This is a genomic window from Brevundimonas sp. GW460-12-10-14-LB2 (assembly GCF_001636925.1).
GTDB classification, from domain to species: Bacteria; Pseudomonadota; Alphaproteobacteria; order Caulobacterales; family Caulobacteraceae; genus Brevundimonas; species Brevundimonas vesicularis.
In genome coordinates this window covers 572,294-590,064 of the sequence record NZ_CP015511.1, presented here as the reverse complement: position 1 = coordinate 590,064, position 17,771 = coordinate 572,294, and the positions used below count along the sequence as shown (strand labels likewise).

22 protein-coding genes are annotated in these 17,771 nt (G+C 66.8%); 1 reads left to right on the top strand and 21 read right to left on the bottom strand.

The features are described 5' to 3' along the window. Nucleotides 1-17: 17 nt before the first annotated feature. From A4249_RS02780 to A4249_RS02700, 18 genes are all read right to left on the bottom strand, one after another. Nucleotides 18-956 (bottom strand): DMT family transporter, encoded by a 939-nt coding sequence (locus tag A4249_RS02780; protein WP_066550833.1) that lies wholly within the window; start codon nt 954-956, stop codon nt 18-20. A gap of 118 nt (nt 957-1,074) precedes the next feature. Further along, complete coding sequence (ssb, locus tag A4249_RS02775) at nt 1,075-1,572, bottom strand: single-stranded DNA-binding protein (protein WP_017504124.1); 498 nt, start codon at nt 1,570-1,572, stop codon at nt 1,075-1,077. Nucleotides 1,573-1,740: 168 nt separating this feature from the next. After that, complete coding sequence (locus tag A4249_RS02770) at nt 1,741-2,163, bottom strand: hypothetical protein (RefSeq protein WP_066550825.1); 423 nt, start codon at nt 2,161-2,163, stop codon at nt 1,741-1,743. Continuing rightward, the gene (locus A4249_RS02765; RefSeq protein ID WP_066550824.1) at nt 2,163-2,834 is read right to left on the bottom strand and encodes a hypothetical protein; all 672 of its coding nucleotides are present in this window, start codon (nt 2,832-2,834) and stop codon (nt 2,163-2,165) included. The genes A4249_RS02770 and A4249_RS02765 overlap by 1 nt, the downstream gene beginning before the upstream one ends. 81 nt (nt 2,835-2,915) lie before the next feature. Continuing rightward, entirely contained in the window at nt 2,916-5,624 is a 2,709-nt protein-coding gene (locus A4249_RS02760) for a transcriptional regulator (protein WP_066550823.1), read from the bottom strand. A 60-nt stretch (nt 5,625-5,684) separates the two neighbouring features. Beyond that, nucleotides 5,685-6,509, bottom strand: coding sequence for a flagellin (locus tag A4249_RS02755; protein ID WP_055753194.1), 825 nt, complete (start codon nt 6,507-6,509; stop codon nt 5,685-5,687). A 135-nt stretch (nt 6,510-6,644) separates the two neighbouring features. Further along, a complete protein-coding gene (locus A4249_RS02750) occupies nt 6,645-6,926 on the bottom strand; it encodes a hypothetical protein (protein ID WP_066550821.1) in 282 nt (93 codons plus the stop codon). Nucleotides 6,927-7,010: 84 nt separating this feature from the next. Continuing rightward, nucleotides 7,011-7,748, bottom strand: a complete 738-nt coding sequence (locus A4249_RS02745) for a flagellin (protein ID WP_055753193.1) — start codon at nt 7,746-7,748, stop codon at nt 7,011-7,013. Between the two features lie 111 nt (nt 7,749-7,859). After that, on the bottom strand, nt 7,860-8,663 hold the full coding sequence (locus tag A4249_RS02740; protein WP_055753192.1) for a flagellin: 804 nt from the start codon (nt 8,661-8,663) through the stop codon (nt 7,860-7,862). Between the two features lie 140 nt (nt 8,664-8,803). Continuing rightward, entirely contained in the window at nt 8,804-9,547 is a 744-nt protein-coding gene (locus tag A4249_RS02735) for a flagellin (protein ID WP_055753191.1), read from the bottom strand. A gap of 287 nt (nt 9,548-9,834) precedes the next feature. Beyond that, nucleotides 9,835-10,653 carry a flagellin gene (locus A4249_RS02730; protein ID WP_055808061.1) on the bottom strand — a complete coding sequence of 273 codons (819 nt, stop codon included), beginning with the start codon at nt 10,651-10,653 and terminating at the stop codon, nt 9,835-9,837. 218 nt (nt 10,654-10,871) lie between these two features. Further along, nucleotides 10,872-11,054, bottom strand: coding sequence for a hypothetical protein (locus tag A4249_RS02725; RefSeq protein WP_197458562.1), 183 nt, complete (start codon nt 11,052-11,054; stop codon nt 10,872-10,874). After that, nucleotides 11,014-11,493, bottom strand: coding sequence for a hypothetical protein (locus A4249_RS02720; protein ID WP_066550811.1), 480 nt, complete (start codon nt 11,491-11,493; stop codon nt 11,014-11,016). Before A4249_RS02720 ends, A4249_RS02725 begins: the two co-directional genes overlap by 41 nt. Then, the gene (locus A4249_RS02715; protein WP_066550810.1) at nt 11,490-11,873 is read right to left on the bottom strand and encodes a M15 family metallopeptidase; all 384 of its coding nucleotides are present in this window, start codon (nt 11,871-11,873) and stop codon (nt 11,490-11,492) included. The genes A4249_RS02720 and A4249_RS02715 overlap by 4 nt, the downstream gene beginning before the upstream one ends. Beyond that, nucleotides 11,870-12,139 carry a hypothetical protein gene (locus tag A4249_RS02710; RefSeq protein WP_066550809.1) on the bottom strand — a complete coding sequence of 90 codons (270 nt, stop codon included), beginning with the start codon at nt 12,137-12,139 and terminating at the stop codon, nt 11,870-11,872. Before A4249_RS02710 ends, A4249_RS02715 begins: the two co-directional genes overlap by 4 nt. Beyond that, on the bottom strand, nt 12,136-12,291 hold the full coding sequence (locus tag A4249_RS16485) for a hypothetical protein (protein ID WP_017504138.1): 156 nt from the start codon (nt 12,289-12,291) through the stop codon (nt 12,136-12,138). Before A4249_RS16485 ends, A4249_RS02710 begins: the two co-directional genes overlap by 4 nt. Beyond that, nucleotides 12,288-13,724: a DUF2793 domain-containing protein gene (locus A4249_RS17070; RefSeq protein ID WP_066550808.1), complete on the bottom strand. Its 1,437-nt coding sequence runs from the start codon at nt 13,722-13,724 to the stop codon at nt 12,288-12,290. The genes A4249_RS16485 and A4249_RS17070 overlap by 4 nt, the downstream gene beginning before the upstream one ends. A gap of 143 nt (nt 13,725-13,867) precedes the next feature. Next, complete coding sequence (locus A4249_RS02700; RefSeq protein ID WP_045810151.1) at nt 13,868-14,329, bottom strand: DUF4112 domain-containing protein; 462 nt, start codon at nt 14,327-14,329, stop codon at nt 13,868-13,870. A 68-nt stretch (nt 14,330-14,397) separates the two neighbouring features. Here A4249_RS02700 and A4249_RS02695 point away from each other — a divergent pair, with 68 nt between their 5' ends. Beyond that, nucleotides 14,398-15,354, top strand: coding sequence for an endonuclease/exonuclease/phosphatase family protein (locus tag A4249_RS02695; RefSeq protein WP_066550806.1), 957 nt, complete (start codon nt 14,398-14,400; stop codon nt 15,352-15,354). Here the strand turns inward: A4249_RS02695 and A4249_RS02690 are convergent. The 3 genes from A4249_RS02690 to A4249_RS02680 are packed head-to-tail and all read right to left on the bottom strand — an operon-like array spanning nt 15,329 to nt 17,744. Further along, nucleotides 15,329-16,543, bottom strand: a complete 1,215-nt coding sequence (locus A4249_RS02690) for a CCA tRNA nucleotidyltransferase (protein WP_066550804.1) — start codon at nt 16,541-16,543, stop codon at nt 15,329-15,331. The genes A4249_RS02695 and A4249_RS02690 overlap by 26 nt on opposite strands. Then, entirely contained in the window at nt 16,540-17,202 is a 663-nt protein-coding gene (locus A4249_RS02685) for a CoA pyrophosphatase (protein WP_066550802.1), read from the bottom strand. The genes A4249_RS02690 and A4249_RS02685 overlap by 4 nt, the downstream gene beginning before the upstream one ends. Beyond that, nucleotides 17,199-17,744: a DUF1285 domain-containing protein gene (locus tag A4249_RS02680; RefSeq protein ID WP_066550800.1), complete on the bottom strand. Its 546-nt coding sequence runs from the start codon at nt 17,742-17,744 to the stop codon at nt 17,199-17,201. Before A4249_RS02680 ends, A4249_RS02685 begins: the two co-directional genes overlap by 4 nt. Between the last annotated feature and the right edge of the window lie 27 nt (nt 17,745-17,771).

The following is a 17,771-nucleotide window of genomic DNA, read 5'->3' as shown; positions in this document are numbered from 1 at the left end:
ATACGATCAGGAACAGATCAAGCCTTGGCGGCCCCCGCACGCAAGCCCCGTTCGGCCAGGGCCACCAGGGCCACCCCGCCCATGGTGATGGCCGATCCCGTCAGAATCTGCGGCGTCAGGATGTCGCCCATGAAGCTCCAGCCGATGAACATCGACACCACCGGCGTGACCAGCAGATAGGGCGTCACCCGCCCCGCCTCGCGCCGCTGGACCAGCCAGAACAGCAGGGTCGTCGCTAGCACGGACGACACGACGCCCGCCCACAGCAGCGAGGCCCAGACCATGGGCGTGGCGCTCTTCACCGCCTCCCACTGGCCATGCTCGAACACCGCCGAGCCGAAGGCCATGACGGGAAAGGCCCCCAGCGCCAGCAGACCCTGCATCTTCAGCGGCGGGATGGAGGTGGTGCGACGCGCGACCACCGTGGTCACGCCCCAGGCGGCGCCGGCCGCGATGGCGACCAGAATGGCCTTCCAGTCCTGCAGCGCATGGGCGTCCAGCGTCATCCAGGCCACGCCGACGAAGGCCACGCCCATGCCGACCAAGGCCGCCTTGGACAGCCGCTCGCCCAGGATCAGGAAGGCGAACAGGGTGGTGAAGGGAATCCACAATTGGTTGGCCACCGTCACCGGGCTGACGTCCGTCGCCAGCCAGTAGGCCGTGTAGGCCAGGCCGTACTGGATCGGCCCGCCGATGATCACGATCAGCATCAGGCTCTTCCAGTCTGGGAACGGCGGCCGCACGAAGGCGATCAGACAGGCGGTGGCGATGCCGAACCGGATGGCGCCGACCAGCAGCGGCGACAACTCCTGCGTCGCCAGCTTGGCCCCGGCGTTGTTGACGCCCCACACCACGATGATCGCCACGATGGCGGCGATCTCCAGCCCCGTCAGGGCGTGAGGCCTCTTGGGCAGGGGCGCGGGCGCAGGCGCAACTTTGGAACGGACGTCGGTCATGACCGCCCTATGGCACGGCGCGCCCGCCGCGTCGGCTCACTTTGGATGACCTCAGGTTTCCGCCCAGAAATGCGGCTTGGCGACCGCTCGCACCGATCGCCAAGCCAGGCACTCTGTCTTAGAACGGGATATCGTCGTTCAGGTCGTAGCTTTCCTTGGGGCCGCTCGGCTTGTTGGCGCCGCCGGTGGAGAAGCCCGAGGAATAGTCGTCATCGCCGCGACCACCGCCGCCGCCGTAACCACCGCCCGACGAGCCGCCTTCCGAGCGGCCGCCCAGCATGGTCAGTTCACCCTTGAAGCGGCTGACGACGATCTCGGTCGAATACTTTTCGACGCCCTGCTGGTCGGTCCATTTGCGGGTCTGGAGCGCGCCCTCGATGTAGACGGTCGAGCCCTTCTTCACATAGTTTTCGACCACCTTGACGATGTTGTCGTTGAAGATGACGACCCGGTGCCACTCGGTCTTTTCCTTCCGCTCGCCCGACGACTTGTCGCGCCAGGTTTCCGAGGTGGCGATCGACAGGTTGGCGATGCGGTCGCCGTTGGGCATGGAACGGATTTCGGGATCTCGACCCAGGTTGCCGACCAGAATGACCTTATTGACGCTGCCCGCCATGGAAACTTCCTTCTCGTGTGAGGCGGCGACGACTTCGCCCGCCCCGTCAATTCAGTCCGATGTCTGACCGGGGCGACGGCTCATCGCCAGCCCTTTCGGCAGCAAACCCGCTAAATCAGTGGATAAACATTAACCGAATGTTCCACTTTCGTTCTGGCCGCGCAAGCCCTACTTGGCGGCAGGGTCCTCAGCTATGGCGATCGGACGGCCCGTCTCGTCGCGCTGGATGGCGCCGGGGATGGCCAGACGACCGTCGCCTGTGCGCGCCATGGCGAAGAAGCGGCTGCCGTTCAGGCTCTTGCCGATCTTGACCCCCTCGCGGTCCACGAAGATGAACCGCCCTTGGTAGGCGCCGGCGATTTCCTGGTTCGATCCACCCATGCGCAGGAAGCGAAGACGCATCTCCTCCAGCCGCGCAGCGCATTGTTCGAGTTGGGGCTGGTCGTCGGCGATTTTTTGCAAACGAGGCGGCGCATTGTCCGGCGTCGCCACGAAGTAGCAGGCGCCCTCGGCGAACTCATATTTGGGTTCGTTGGAGCAGGCGCCCAGCAGAGCAGTCCCGGCGATGGCGGCGAGGGCGACGAAACGCATCAGTTCATTCCCGTGAATTGGCAGTTGCGATCCTGCTCGGCCAGGGTCCTGAAACGGTTGTTGTCATTGGACTGTTCCACCCGGCGGGGCACCAGACGCAGGGTCGTATCGCCCCAGCGGCCGTATTGGGCGTCGCCCGGCCCGACGCAGGTTCCGGCGTAAAGCGCCTGAACGCAGGCGTTCAGGCTCATGCTTGGCGACAGGGTGCGCCAGTCAGAGCCGGTGTGGCGCAGGCAGGGGCTGCCACTGGCCACGGGTGTGGGGCGCGGCGCAGGCGTCTGTTCGACGGAGGCCGGCGGCGGGGTCTGGGCCATCTCGACCGCGGGCAGTTCGGGCGGCGGTGCGAAGGCGGCGGTCGGGGCGGCGGCCAAGGCGCCTGTGGCGTCCAGCCCCACGTCTAGAGCGTCCGTCGCCAGGCCATTGCGCTGGGCGCAGACCGCCAGGGTCGCCATGCCGACGAACTGGCCATCGACGAAGCAGCGCAGTTCCCGCGTCGGTTCCAGCGTGGGCGCCTCGGCCAGGTTGACCACCAGCCCGCCCTTGGACGCCGGCGGCGCTTCCGTCGTCTTGTCGCCGCCGCCCGCAAAGATCAGGGCGAGCACGACGGCGATGACGATCGCCACGCCGGCGCCGACCAACAGGATGACGCGGTTGTCTTTCGGAAGGGCCATGAACGGGCTTTCGCGGATGAGGAGGTCAATAACTCCGACCCGGCCTCGGGCGTCAACCGCCTTGACCGGTCACGACCGCGATCAAGCCGTCAGGCGGCTCAGCGCAGCCTGATAGTTGGCCAGTTGCGTCTGCTGATAGGCGGTCGAGGAGCCATTGCCGGTCTGGGTGTTGGTTATGCCGCCGGTCGATGGCGCGAGGGCGCGATAGGAGGACCGGACCGCCGTCATCGCCTGAGCCAGCGATTCGATGGCCGCCTTTATCGAGGCAGGATCGTTCAGGTTCAGCTTGTTCGACAGATTCAGCCCATAGGTCTTGATCGCGTCCTTGTCCGGCTTCACCGGACCGACGAAACCGGGCGTCAGGCCCAGCGCGCCCAAGGCGTCCTTGCCGATCGCCCCAGCGGAGATGACGGCGCCGTCCTTGTTGGCCGCCGTCTTGATTTCCAGGCGCTGGACGATGGGTTTGGCCTTCAGGTCGGTGATGACCTTGGCTTCCAACTGGCGGCCAGAGGCGGCGTTGATCTTCTTGGCCAGGCTTTCCAGCGTGTCCTTGGCGTCAATGGTCACGGTCACGGCGCGGCCGCCGGCTGCGGGGCTGATCGAAAACTGATCGCCGACGCGGGCCGAGGTGGCGACGGTCAGCAGCTTTGAGTCCGCCTGCATGATCTGGCCTTGAGGAAGGCCGAGGCGGTCGAGCACGCTGGCCCCGCCCGCTGCGATGCTCAGGCTGGTCGGCTTGGCCTGATCGCCGTCCGCGCGCCAGGTTCGGTTCGATTGGACCTGGCCCGTGGCGAGATCGATCTGGGCCAGATAGCCGGACGTGGGGTCGTCCTTGCCGGCGCCTTCCGCCCGGTTCGTGCCGGCGATCCAGACCTTGCCGTCCTTGATGGCGACGTCGGCGGCGGTGTCCGCGCCCGCCCCGCCGAAATAGGTCAGTTGGTCGCTGGCCGAGACCTGAAGGTCGGTCGACAAGGTGGCGATGAAGACGTCGCTGCCGCCGGCATGGGCGTTGGTCACCGTCGCGATATCGAGGGCGGTGTTTTCAGTGTGGCCGGTCACCACGACCTTGCCGTTCTCAACCGATATGCCGGCGATGGCGCCGCTGGCATAGCCAAGGTCGCGCGTCGAAGCGAGGCTCGGCACGCCGTCGGCGTCCAGGGTGAAGCGGCGCACGACGGCCTTCCCGTTCTCGACGCCGGCCGTGTAGAGGTCGTTTCCTGACACCGTCATGGCCTGAACGGAGTCGTCGCCGCTGGTGCCGAACTGCACGGTCGCGACGTTCACGCCCACGTCCGGGCCGTTGATCTTTATCGGCTTTTCCTGGAAGGCCTGAAGATAGGAATCCCAGCCGCCCAAGGCCGCATTGCCCGGCATGGCCGATTTCGACCGGCCGGCGACAAAGACCATGCCGTCGGCGCCGAAGCGAACCTCGGTCGCCTCATCGGCCGCCTTGGCGCCGCGCCGCTGGGTCCACAACTCCTGTCCCGAACTGTCGAACACAGATACGAAACTGTCGGCTACGGCCGCGTTGTCGCCGCTCTTGCCAGGCTCAAGCGCCCCGGTCACGGATCCGGCCAGGGCGACCCGGCCGTCATCGTCAATGGCGATCGAGAAGCCGTTGGCGCTGGAGGCGGCGCCGAGCAGCTTGGTCTGCATCAGATTGCCGGCGGGATCGTATTTCATCAGGGCGACGTCGCGCGCACCCTTGATCGGTTGACTGGCGTCGCCCGCCGTCAGTTCGGCGACGACCCAGACGGAGCCGTCCGGGGCCACAGCGCTAGCCTTAACCGCAGCCACGCCATTGGGCAGGTCGGCGTGCCCCACCCTGCCCTCGACCCAGAACGGATCGTCGATCCCCTGCCGGGCGGCCGGCGCCGCGCCGCCGTCGGCCTGGAACTTCAGCAGTTGGCCCGCCGTGCCGGTCTTCCCGACCCCTTGCGTCACATAGACGGCGTCGGAGGTGTCTACGGCCTGGAAGCTGATGGCTTCGCCGGTCCCGCCATTGACCTTCAACGCCCACTGATCCGGTCCGGCCGGCAGGGTGATGGTCTTGGTCCCGCTTTTGACCGTCTTGGGCTCGGCGGGGATCAACTGAGCGCTGATGCGCGTCGCGACGCCCGCGTCCTCCAGCTTGCCGTTCATATAGGCGGTGACATTGGCCAACGACCGATCGGTCGCACCCATATCGGACAGGTCCATGGCGATCGCCTGCTCCCCGGCCGCCGTCTTGACGGTCACGGAGAACTTCACGTCGCCCTCGAACGCCTTGACCGTGGCGGTGGGGTCGCCGTCGTGGATGGGGGCGGTAACGAAACTGGTCGGCGCCCGTTCCAGCGCATAGGTGCTCTTGACCGAGGTCTGGGCCACGCCCTGCACCAGCCGCATATCTTCGAAACTGGCGGTGCTCAGATAGGTCGACAGTTCGGCCAGGCCTTCGCCGAAACGCTTGGACACCAAGGCGGCTTCCGACGCGCTCAGCCCCTTGACGCCAGCACGGTCGGCCAGGGCGCCCAGCGTGTTCAGGCCCTGATACAGGGCGAACATCTTGCGGTAGTCGGTGGAAGCGCCGGCCAGATCCAGGCTGACATTGCCCTCGTCGATCAGGCGACGGCCGCCCAGGGCCGCACGGACCAGGTCGCTAGCCTTCGCCGGTGTCGCCGTGGACGACCAGGGGGCCGTCGGTTGGGTCTTCTTGGTTTTGACGGCCGGGCTGGCGGTCGTGGCGGCGCCTGACGACGACGTCCCCGTCGTCGTTCCGAAAAGACCCAGCAGATAGCTGTTGTTGATCATTCAGACGGCTCCGACCCTATCGTGCGGCGGGCGTCGATAAGGAACCGTTAAGCTGTCCGATCAGCCCTTGAACAGCGACAGGATGACCTGCGGCGCCTGGTTGGCGATCGACAGGGCCTGAACGCCGAGTTGCTGCTGGACCTGCAGGGCCTGAAGGCGGGCGCTTTCCTTGGCAAGATCCGCATCCACCAGATTGCCGATGCCGGCTTCCAGCGCGTCCGACAGCTTGCCGACATAGGTGGTGTGGCGTTCGATCTGCTTGGACTGGGCGCCCAGTTCCGCCAGACGCGCGCTGCTGGTGGTGATGGCGGCGTTGACGGCGGCCAGGGCCGTGTTGGCGTTGGCCTGGCTGGTCAGGGTCGTGCCGGTCAGCGACAGGCCAGCGACGGTCAGGTTCTGACGATCCAGCGCGATGGTCTCGGCGCCGTCGGCGCTGGCCAGGAAGTTCAGCGTCGTCGTCGCCGAACCGTCCAGAATGTTGGCGCCGTCGAAGATGGCGTTGTTGGCGAACGAATCGATCGAGCTCAGCAGCGCCTGAAACTCATCATTGTAGGACGTGCGGGTGGCGGCGCTGGCGCTCGGGTCCGCCGCTGCGGTCGCCTTCTGCTTTAACTCCAGCAGGATGTCCGAAATCTGCTCGCCGGCCGCCAGCGAAACGTCGGCGATAGATGTCGCGCGGTTCAGGCTGGTGGTGACGGCTTCGAGCGATCCCCGGTCGGCGCGTTGACCTTGCGCGACCGCCCAGACCGCGGCGTTGTCGCGCGCGCCCTGAACCTTCAGCCCCGTGTTCACCCGGCTCTGCGTCGCCGCCAACTGGTCGTTGGTGCGGTTCAGATTCTGCAGGGCGATCATCGCCGAGGTGTTGGTGTGGATGCTGGTGGTCATGGCTTCAAGCCCCCGGACGTTCTGTGGGCTACAGGATTAACCATGAGTCGTAATCACATGGTTAACGCGCCGGAAACCATGATTGCGCCGTCCGGCGAGCCGGCGGCGTTAGAGAGTTTGAGCCCTCGCCTGTCGTCAGACGGCGGTATCGACCAAACGGCCTCCGCGGTAGGTCGGGTCGCTGTTCAACTTCTCGACATCCTCGCGCGGCAACTGGCGGATCACCTCCCCCGTCACCCGGTCCAGGACCTTGTAGACGAAGCGGTTGTCACCCACGGCCTCGATGGTCAGTCGAAAGCGGCTGGCGTCATGGTTGTCGTTCCTGGCCGCCGGCGCGGGCGTTGCAGGCTGAACGGCGATGGGACCAACGGGAGAGATCTGAGCTACGCTTACTGATCTTGCGACATTGTCTGTCATGGCTCCACGCACAGGTCGTCCTGCGCCCTCTAGAGAAACAAACGATCAGCCGGAGCGGTCGCGAAACCGCTCCGGCCGCGCGTCTTAGCGGAACAGGCCCAGCAGGATCGAGCTGCCCTGGTTGGCGATCGACAACGCCTGCACGCCCAGCTGTTGCTTGGTTTGCAGGGCGGTCAGCTTGGCGCTTTCCTTGGCCAGATCGGCGTCCACCAGATTGCCCACGCCCGCTTCAAGAGCGTCCTGAAGCTTGTTGACGAAGGTGATCTGACGGCCCAGCGACTTGGACTGGGTGCCCAAGGTGGCCAGGGCGCTCGTCGTCGCCGAGATGGCGGCGTCGACGTTCGCTGCGGTGGCGTTGGCGGCCGTGACGCTGCCGGTGTTCACGGCGGTGATCGCCGCGTTCGAACCCAGTGCCGTCAGGCTGTTCACGCCATCGAAGGTCGCGCCGGAGATGGCCGAGGCGACTTCCAGACCCAAGGCGTTGTAGTCGGCCAGATAGGCCGTCTGCGCCGAGCCGGTCGACGAGGCGATGTTGACGGCAAGCGACTTCATCTCTTCCAGGGCGGAAGTGACGGAATCGCCGGCGGCCAGAGCCACGTCGGTGATCGACTGGGTGCGTTGCAGGCCGGCGCGAACGGCGTCCTGCGAGGCGGCGTTGGCGCGTTGCGACGTGGCGATCGCAAAGATCGCACCGTTGTCCTTCGCCGACGACACCTTCATTCCGGTGCTGATCCGGTTTTGGGTCGTGTCCAGCTGTTGGCTGGTCTTGTTCAGGCTCTGCAGAGCGACTGCGGCGCCGTAGTTCGTATTGATGCTGGGCATTTCTAGCCCTCCTTTTCACTTCGTGAGAGCCCCGGCGTTTTGCCGGGGTGAGCGTTTTGCTCGGGGTTCAAGGCCACGACCCCGCCGCCGGGACGGCGAGGTCTCCGGGCCTTAGCGGAAGAGGCTCAGCAGTATCGAGCTGCCCTGGTTGGCGATCGACAGCGCCTGCACGCCCAGCTGTTGCTTGGTTTGCAGGGCGGTCAGTCGTGCGCTTTCCTTGGCCAGATCAGCGTCCACCAGATTGCCCACGCCAGCTTCCATCGCGTCCTGAAGCTTGTTGACGAAGGTGATCTGACGCCCGACCGACTTGGACTGGGTGCCCAGGGTGGCCAGGGTGCTGGTCACGCCCGCGATCGCCAGATCGACGTTCGCGGTGGTGTAGTTGGCGACGGTCGGCGTCGCCGCCGTAAACATCGCCAGTTGGGTGTTCGCGCTGACCGCCGTGGCGGTGCCCAGGCGATAGGTGCCCGAACCCGTCTGGACGTCGGTGGTCGTGCCTGCCGCCGTGTTCAACAGGTTGACCCCGTCGAAGCTGGCGCCGGCGATCGCGTCGTTGATTTCCTTGCCCAAGGCAGTGAAGTCGGCCTCGTAGGCCGTCTTCGCCGAACCCGTGGACGAGGCGATGTTGACCGCGAGCGACTTCATCTCTTCCAGGGCGGAGGTGATGGTGTCGCCGGCCGCCAGCGCCACGTCGACGATGGACTGGCCACGTTGCAGCGAGTTGCGAACCGCGTCTTGCGAGGCGGCGTTGGCGCGCTGTTGCGTGGCGATGGCGAAGATCGCGCCATTGTCCTTGGCCGAGGAGACTTTCAGGCCGGTGCTGATCCGGTTCTGGGTCGTCTCCAGCTGGGCGCTGGTCTTGTTCAGGCTCTGCAGGGCGACTGCGGCGCCGTAGTTCGTATTGATGCTGGGCATTTCTGGCCCTCCTTGTTCACTTCGTGAGATCCCCTGGCGTTTTGCCGGGGTGAGCATTTTGCTCAGGTCCGGGCGCCGGGAACCGACGACCGATCAGATGCGGCCTTGGCCCGACCGCCTTAGCGATCGGGCCGTGGGCCTTAGCGGAACAGGCTCAGCAGGATCGAGCTGCCCTGGTTGGCGATCGACAGCGCCTGCACGCCCAGCTGTTGCTTGGTTTGCAGGGCGGTCAGCTTGGCGCTTTCCTTGGCCAGGTCTGCATCGACCAGGTTGCCGACACCGGCTTCCATCGCGTCTTGCAGCTTGTTGACGAAGGTGATCTGGCGACCCAGCGACTTGGACTGGGTGCCCAGCGTCGCCAGCGACGATGTGACCGTCGCGATGCCGGCGTCCACCGCAGCCGTCGTGGCGCCCGCACGAGCGACGGAGCCGCCCGTCAGGCCGGTCACCGAGGCGACGCCCAGAGGCGTCGTCAGGCTGTTGGCGCCATCGAATGAAGCGCCAGAGATCGCGGTGGCGATTTCCGCGCCCAAGGCGTTGAAGTCTTTCAGATAGGCCGTCTCAGCATCCGAACCGGCAACCGAAGACTGGATGCTGACAGCGAGCGACTTCATCTCTTCCAGGGCGGAGGTGATCGTGTCGCCGGCGGCCAGGGCCACGTCGGTGATCGATTGGCTGCGTTGCAGCGAGTTACGCGTCGCGTCTTGCGAAGCGGCGTTGGCGCGCTGCTGGGTGGCGATGGCGAAGATCGCGCCATTGTCCTTGGCCGAAGACACCTTCATGCCGGTGCTGATCCGGTTTTGGGTGGTTTCCAGCTGGGCGTTGGTCTTGTTCAGGCTCTGCAGGGCGACTGCGGCGCCGTAGTTCGTGTTGATGCTGGGCATTTCTGGCCCTCCTTGTTCACTTCAGTGATTTCCGGCGTCGTTTTGCCGCCGGGAGCTTTTTGCTCGGTGAGTAAGAAGCAATTGCCGGGCCATTTTTGATCCGCACAAAAGCCTACAACTAACTGATTTTACTGGTTTACCTTTGATTTACCCTCCTTCCGACCCGGCAGCTCTTGCCGGGCTGGTCCGCGCACCAGGCAAGATTTGCCGGGCGCACGTCGAGTTGGTCTGCGCCTGCGTGGGGTCACCACACGGCGAAAGGCGAAGCCTTCAGCCCAATGGCGGGCTTAGTTGCGGAAGAGGCTCAACAGGATCGAGCTGCCCTGGTTGGCGATCGACAGCGCCTGCACGCCCAGCTGTTGCTTGGTCTGCAGAGCGGTCAGCTTGGCGCTTTCCTTGGCCAGGTCCGCATCGACCAGGTTGCCGATGCCGGCCTCGGTCGAGTCCTGCAGCTTGTTGACGAAGGTCAGTTGACGTCCGACCGACTTGGACTGGGTGCCGATCGTGGCCAGGTCAGCGGTGATCTCGGTGATTGCCGCATCGACGATGGCGGTCGTGGCGCCGGCGCGGGCGGCGGTGCCGGCGGAGACGGCCGTGATCGGGGCGGCCGCTGCCTTGTCGGTCGTTCCGAAACCGATCTGATAGGTTCCGCCGCTGACGTTGGTGGTAATGTTGGTGGCCGTGGTGGTGTTCCACAGGTTGACGCCGTCGAAGGTCGCGCCCTTCAGCGCCGCGTCGATTTCCTTACCCAAGGCGTTGAAATCGGCCAGATAAGACGTCTCGGCGGCCGAGCCGGCGACCGACGATTGAATGCTGACGGCCAGCGATTTCATCTCTTCCAGAGCGGCGGTGATGGTGTCGCCGGCGGCCAGGGCCACATCGACGATCGACTGTCCGCGCTGAAGTGAATTCCGAACCGCATCCATAGCGCCCATGTTGGCGCGCTGGGTCGTCGCGATGGCGTAGATCGCGCCGTTGTCCTTGGCCGAGCCCACCTTCAGGCCCGTCGAGACACGGTTTTGCGTGCGCTCCAACATAGCGTTGGTCGCGTTGAGGTTTTGCAGCGCAACAGCGGCGCCGTAGTTCGTATTGATGCTCGTAGCCATTTTGGCTTTCCTGTTCACTTCGTGTGATGTCCGACGCCATTTTGGCATCAGGAGCGTTTTGCTCGGTCTTCAGGAGAGCAAGGGCGGGGCCAGTCCAAAATTCGACGCCAGCCACACTCCGACATTGATTTCATTGAACTTATCTCAGCGGTTTGCGAAACGACCCGGCAAGCCTGCACACGAGGCGGCAGAAGTTGCCGAGTCGTTTTTGCAGGGCGTCAGTCGCGGCGTCGAACCTGAGCGTCCTGCATCGCGCGTTCGGCCAACAGGGTCTCGACCGCCAGCCGCCGCGCCCCGTCGCAGGTCACGATCTGGGCGCCGCGCAGCAGATAGGCCGCGTCCAGATCGCCGGCCGTCGGTTCAGCCGGCAGGGTCGCCAGCGCGCACGGGCGTGTCGCCACCTCCGGCAAGACCAGTCGCGCCGGCGCAACCGTCGAGATCGGGGGCGACGCGGCACAGTTCGCGGTCATTGTCGCGCAGGCGATCAGCGCGGCGGTTCTGCAAGGGATGGTCGGCATCGTCGGCGCTCCTGCTCTGGGCGACGGCGGCCGTGGTCGCCCGGTCCGCCGCGCCCGTGGTGTGGTGATAGTGATCGACGCGCTGGGCCTGAGCCGCGGCGCCTTCGGTTTCAATCCGCCGGGCGTCGGCCTGCGCCGCCGCCACGGCAGTCGCATCCCGCGCCTGGGTGCGGGTGGCCTCCAGACGCCTGTGCTGCAGGTTCAGCGGATCCCAGCGAAAGCCGAGCCCGCCGAGCAGGACGAACCCCAGCGCCAGCGCTGTCGCGACGGCTGCCAGCCAGCCGAGCGGCGTCAGCGCCCGCAGTATGGATCCAGCGCTCATGGAAAGGCCTTTCGATCCAGCTCGAAATGCGGACCGTCGCGCAGCGTCTTCCAGTCGCCGCCCCAGATCAGCGGCGTCTTCAGATCCAGCGCCGCCGCCTTGCACGCGTCCGCGATCAAGCCATACAGGGGCCAGTCCCATCGCACCTGGCCTTCCACCAAGGCGGCGACATCGACGGCGTGGCCCGTCAGATGGCGCGAGCGCGTCGTGCGGCTGGCCCCGGCCTTGACCAGGACGGCCTGACGTTCGGCCGTTCGCAGTCCCTCTGTGATCATGAAGTCCACCGGCGTGCGGGTGATGGCCGCCTCAACCACCGCAATCAGGGCCGGATGCACGCCGATCAGCCGCGCGCGCGACCGGCTGGACAGACGAAAGCTCATGCTCGACCTCCGCTGATCCGCAGCCGCGCGGTGGCGATCAGAGTGATCAACTGCTGCGCGGTCGGCGCCACCAGATAGAGCACAAGGATCAGGGCCAGCAGGCCCATCAGCCCGTCCGTGATCCGGGGCAGCATCTCAGGCGGCATCCGCCCGACCGTGCGCATCAACAGCACCCACAACCCCGTGCTGACGGCGAAGGCGTAGAGGCGACGAAACAGCCAGCGCCCCTCCGCCAAGGGGATCGCGCCCTGCCTGTGTCGGGTCATCGTTCATCCTCCTCGTCATAGGTTTCGACGGCGCAGCGACCGTCCCAGCCGGACTGGGCACGCCATTCCCCGTCGCTGAGGCTGTCGGGCGCTTCCCAGGCCTCCGCCTCCAGCACCTCGACCGGCTCGGCCGGATGTCCGCGCCGGCTCATCCGACAACCGTGATCAGAACCGCGCCCGAAGCGCCCGAACCGCCCTGGCCGCCGAAGGTCAGACCAGCGCCGCCTCCCCCGCCCCCGGCCCCGAAGTGAGCACCAGCGCCGCCGGGACCGCCCGCTCCGCTTGCTGATGCGTCGCCGCCCCCGCCGCCGCCGCCGACGATCGACAACAGCGGCTTTGGCGAGGCCTGTCCCGCAGCGCCCGCGACGCCGCCGGCCGCGTAAAGGCCTGACCAACCGCCCGCACCGCCCGCGCCTCCGGCATAGGCGACATCCGCCGCGCTCAGACCGCCGCCCGCCCCGCCTCCGCCGGGCCCGTCCGGGCAAAGGGTTTCTGAGCCCATCGTCGCCGTTGCGGTTGTCGAAGAGCTGCCGCCGGAGTTGGCGAGCCGCTGGCCGATACCGCCTGCTCCACCGACGCCAAGGCCGCCTGCGGTCCCGCCCGTCGCGCGCAACAGGACTGCGCCACCCATCGCAAACTCGCTATCGCCGCCCGAAACGCCACTGATCCCGCCGGCGCCGACTTTGATCGACAGAACGCCCTCCAGATCGTCGGCCGACCATCGCGCGAGGCTCAGCCCGCCGGCGCCGCCTCCGCCACCGCCGAGGCGTGGGGCGCCAGCCGGACCCGCCAATCCTGCGCCCCCGCCGCCGCCGCCGCCCACGCAGGTCGCCTCGACCCAGCACGCCCAGGCCGGCAGGGCGTAGTCGTCATCGCTGGTGAACAGCGTCGTCTCACGCCGGACCGCCCCCTGGTCAAAGGCGATACGCCCCGTCGCGCGATCCACACGCCACACCGACCGCCATGTCCCAGCGTCATCGCAGGCCTTGAGGCTCAGATCGTCGTCGCCGATCAGACCCAGCTCTGCGCGAGCGGCGTATCCGCTCTGAAACAGCAGCGACAGGACATCGCCCGCCGTCGCCTTGTTCAGCGTCAGGCGAAGATCGCCGTCGCCGCCTTCCCCCTCGCCGCGCGCCGTGAACAGGGCAGCGTTGATCTTGGCCGCCAGGGGATTGGCGTCGTCGGCGGACGTCCCGAGACCCAGCCGCGTCAGGCCCTGCACCTCGCCCAGTCGCTGCCCCAGTGCAATCCAGCCCGCACGGGCCCGCACCACCACGACGCCTTCGTCCAGAACACAGGCGATCATGCTGTCCGGCGTCGTCACGGTGGTCCAGCCGCCGCCCTCGAACCGCATCAGGGTTCCGGCCGGCCGCCCGGCCCAGGCTGCGCCTTCGGCCTCTCCCGGCAGGATATAAAGATCGCCATCCGATGCATCGGCCGGCTGGATCGCCGTCGTGCGACTGACCACCGCCGTCTGCAGCAGGGCGTCCAGCCGGGTCAGGGCCGTATTCAGGGTCACATGCTTCTGCATCTGCCCCGCCGCCAGATAGGGCAGGTTCAGACGCGGGCTGAAATCGTCGCTCATTCTTGTCTCCGTTGTCGTGGAGATCAGTCTGGGCGCAGCGCTTCCTCAGGCCGGGAGACGGTCGGTCATTTGGATCAGACCGTTGATTTCAGGCGGCTTCATTGCGGGAAAAACGATGGCTAGGCTGACTCAGCCAGCGCATCTCAATCGTGCAGATAGATGATCCGCTTCAGCGTCTTGTCGTTCTGCACGCGGGCCTCGTGCATCTCGTGGTCGCCAGTGGCGCGCGCATTGGCCTCGGTGTCCTCGACCCAGTGGGTGCTTTCGATGTGCTTTTGCAGCGCCCGCGCCGCCATCAGTTGTCCGGGAAAGAAGGTGTCGACGATGTCGCCTGCGATCGGCACCGTCCCGGTGGCGGTGTCGATGGCCATATAGGCCCCCATGCGCGCCAGGGTCGCCGGCGTCGCCTTGGCCCGCACGGCCTGAAGCATCAGCCAGCCGCCCGTCCCGACCGTATAGGCCGTGCCGACGATCGGCACCCAGGTCAGCATGGCGTCCAGTCCCATGCCGAACGGGCCGATGCCGATGACCCGGTCCGACAGTTTCTTGACGCCCTCGACATTGGACCAGATGTTCTCGATATCCCGGATCGACCGTCTGGCCATGTCGCCCTCCAAAGCGTCGCCTTAACGCTGGGCGAGGCGTCCTGTTCAATCCGAGAGATACGTCTTCGATGACCCTGATAAAGCTGGCGGCGAATGTGACGGCGAGCGCCCTGCTGCTGGGCTTGGCGGCATTCGGCATGGCGGCGCTCAGCGGCATCGGCCATCGCTGGGTGGATATCCTGGCGCAGTTCACATCGCCGGTGTTGCTGGCGGCCGTGGGCGTGACCGTGGGCTGTCTGCTCTTTCGCCTATGGCCGGCCTCGATCGTCGGTGGATTGGCGTGCGTGGTGCTGGCCCTGTCGGTCTGGCCGCAGTGGACGCCGGCGAAGGGCGTGCCCACTCCCGACCAGCCGATCGTGCGGGTCTATTCGGCCAATCTGTATGTGTTCAACACCGATGTCGCAGCCATGCGCCGGTCCATCGCGGCGGCCGACGCCGACATCCTGGTGCTGGTCGAGTTGGGGCAGGCGCCGGCGTCGAGGTTGGACCAGTTGCTGCCGGACTATCCCCACCGCGTCCTGATCGGCCAGGCGCGCGCCGGCGACCACGCGCGCTCGATCATCGCCTCACGCTATCCGATCCTGCAACGCCTGCCCGAGCGCCCTGACGGCCTCAGCACCGTGGGCGCGACGGTTCAGACGCCCGTCGGCCCGATCAACGTCTTCGGGGTCCACCTGACCCGACCCTGGCCCTATCAATATCAGTGGGGTCAGATCAGCCAGGTCATGGCCTTGGCTGAGCGGATGAAGGCCGCGCCAGACCATCCCGTTATCGCCGCCGGGGATTTCAATAGCGTCTCCAGCGCCCGCATCGGCAAACAGATCCAGTCCGACCTGGGCCTGATCCCCGCGCCCGGCTGGCCCGGCACCTGGCCCAGCGAGATTCCCGCCTTCGCCGGCATCACCATCGACCAGGTCTATCGTTCGCCGGATCTGGCCCTGATCACGCGCCGCCTGGGCGAGCCGACGGGATCGGACCACCGCCCCGTCATCACCGAGTTCACCCGCGCCCAGTCGCCGCGATAAGGGTCTTCAGCCGCCTCTCATGCCCCTCGCCAGGGAAGTCGTCAGCGACCCAACCGTCCTCGAACGCCTTCAACACCCGCCCTGTCTCCGGCCCTGGCCTCAGGCCCAGACGCGCTAGATCGCGCCCCCCGACCGGCATCTTGGGCGGCGTCCAGTCGGCGCTGAGCGCCTGCAGCCGCGCGCCATCGCCCCCTCCAGCCGCTTCAGCCCGCATCAGCCGATCCTCGAACGTCCTGCGTCCCATCCTGTAGATCGCCGCCCGCGCCTTGGCGTCGCTCATCGTCGGCGAAACGGCAGGCCCATCCGCCACCGCCGCCGCCAGCCGATCACGCACCGCGTTCGACAATCTCAGACCACCCGCGATCTCCATCACTTCCGCCACATCAGCCGGAAGCAAGGCCGACAACCGCATCACCGGATCGTCGGTCAGGTCACATATCGCCTCGAACAGCGCCAGCGGCTGGGCCTGCGGCAGCACCTGGGCCAGCACGCCGGTATCGGCCATCGCCTGCACCGCCGCACGCGGGTCGGGCGCCGCAAGCAGTTTGAGCAGTTCCTTGGACACCCGCTCGGCCGACAGCTGCGCCATGCCGCCCTTCAGCGCCGCGCACGCCGCCAGTCCGACCGCGTCCGGCTCACCCCGCCCGTACCAGGCGTAGAACCGGAAGAAGCGCAGGATACGTAAATAGTCCTCGCGGATGCGCGTCTCCGCCTCGCCGACGAAAACGATGCGTCCCGCCGCCGCATCCTCCAACCCGCCGCCGGTCGGATCGAACACCGTCCCTGCCGCATCGGCGTAAAGGGCGTTCAGCCGGAAATCCCGCCGCGCCGCATCCTCGGCCCAGTCCTCGGTGAAGGCGACCACCGCACGGCGTCCGTCCGTCTCCACATCGCGACGCAGGGTCGTGATCTCATAGGGCCGCCGCTCCGACACGCCCGTCACCGTGCCGTGCTCGACGCCCGTCGGCACGGCCTTCAACCCCGCCGCCTTCAGCGCCGCCATGGTCTGTTCGGGTCGCAAGCGCGTGGCGATGTCGATGTCGTCGACCGGCTGGCCCAACAGACTGTTCCTCACGCAGCCGCCCACGAACCGCGCGCAGCCCGCGCCGCCCGCCGCTTCCAGCGCCCGCATCACCGCCCGCGTCGCTTGGCTTTCCAACCAGGGCTGTCCCTTCACGGAGACGCTCATGCCGCGTCCTCGTCGGACGCCGCCTCTGGCGCAGCCTCGTCGCCATATAGCCGCACGTGCAGGGCCTTCAGGATCCCCGCCGTCACGCCCCAGATGTAGCGCTCGCCCCAAGGCATGGCCCAGAACCAGCGCCGCAGCCCCTCGTCCATGTCGTAGAAGTCGCGACGGTGGTTGGCGGCGTCCATCAGAAAGTCCCACGGCGTCTCGAACACCTCGGCGACCTCGTCCGGCGACGGCGTCGTCACCGGCGCCTCGCTCAGCCAGCCGATCACCGGCGTGACAAGAAAGCCGGTCCCCGTCTCATAGGCGTCTGACAGGCCCAGCACCTCGACAAACGCCGGGTCCAGCGCCACCTCCTCGTCCGCCTCACGTAGCGCCGCCTGCATCGCGGTCTCGCCGGGGTCAAGCCGACCGCCAGGGAAGGCGATCTGCCCCGTGTGGCGCGCCAGGGTGTCGGCGCGCCGCGTCAGCAGCACGGTCGCCCCCTCGGGCCGCGCCACAATGGGGATCAGCACCGCCGCCGGCCGAAGCTCCCTCGCCGTCCGTGTCGCCTGAGGGTTCAGGTCGAAGTCGGACCGCGCCGCGACCAGTTCCGGCCGCCACGTCTCGACCGGCGCCAGCCGATCGACCAGCCGGGCCCTCAGGGTCTCAAGGCTCACGTCACCGCGCCCAAGGAGAAGATCTGGCCGCCCGACCGAACGACCAGGCGTCCGTCGACCTCATGGGCCATTTCGACCATTTCATAGAAGACCGAACGCGCGATCCGCGCCCACAGATCGCGGCGCACATGGATGCGCGGCGCCGGCTCGCCCGTCGTCGGATCGGTTTCGACGACGATGGGATCGTCTTCGCTGGCCCTCACCTCATCACCGACATCGGTGGTGAAAATCAGGGCGTCGCCTTCCCGCCGCATCGCGACAGCCCGGAACGGCAAGTCCTCAACGGTGATTTTCAGCTTTTCGACCGGCGTGACCAGGTGATAGCCGTCCGGGTCCTTCCTCAGCACCGTCGAGAACAGCCGTACCAATTCCTTGCGGCCGATGGGCGAGCCTTCATGCATCCAGACACCGTTCGCCCGAATGACGATATCGATGTCGCCGCAATGCTCGGGATGCCACAGGTGGACTGGCGGCAGCCCCTTGCCGGGCGCCTGTTTGGCCGCCTCGGCGACGGCGTTCAGTCCTGACTTGGGATTATCCATCGCCCTGACTTAGGCCCCGCGAACCGC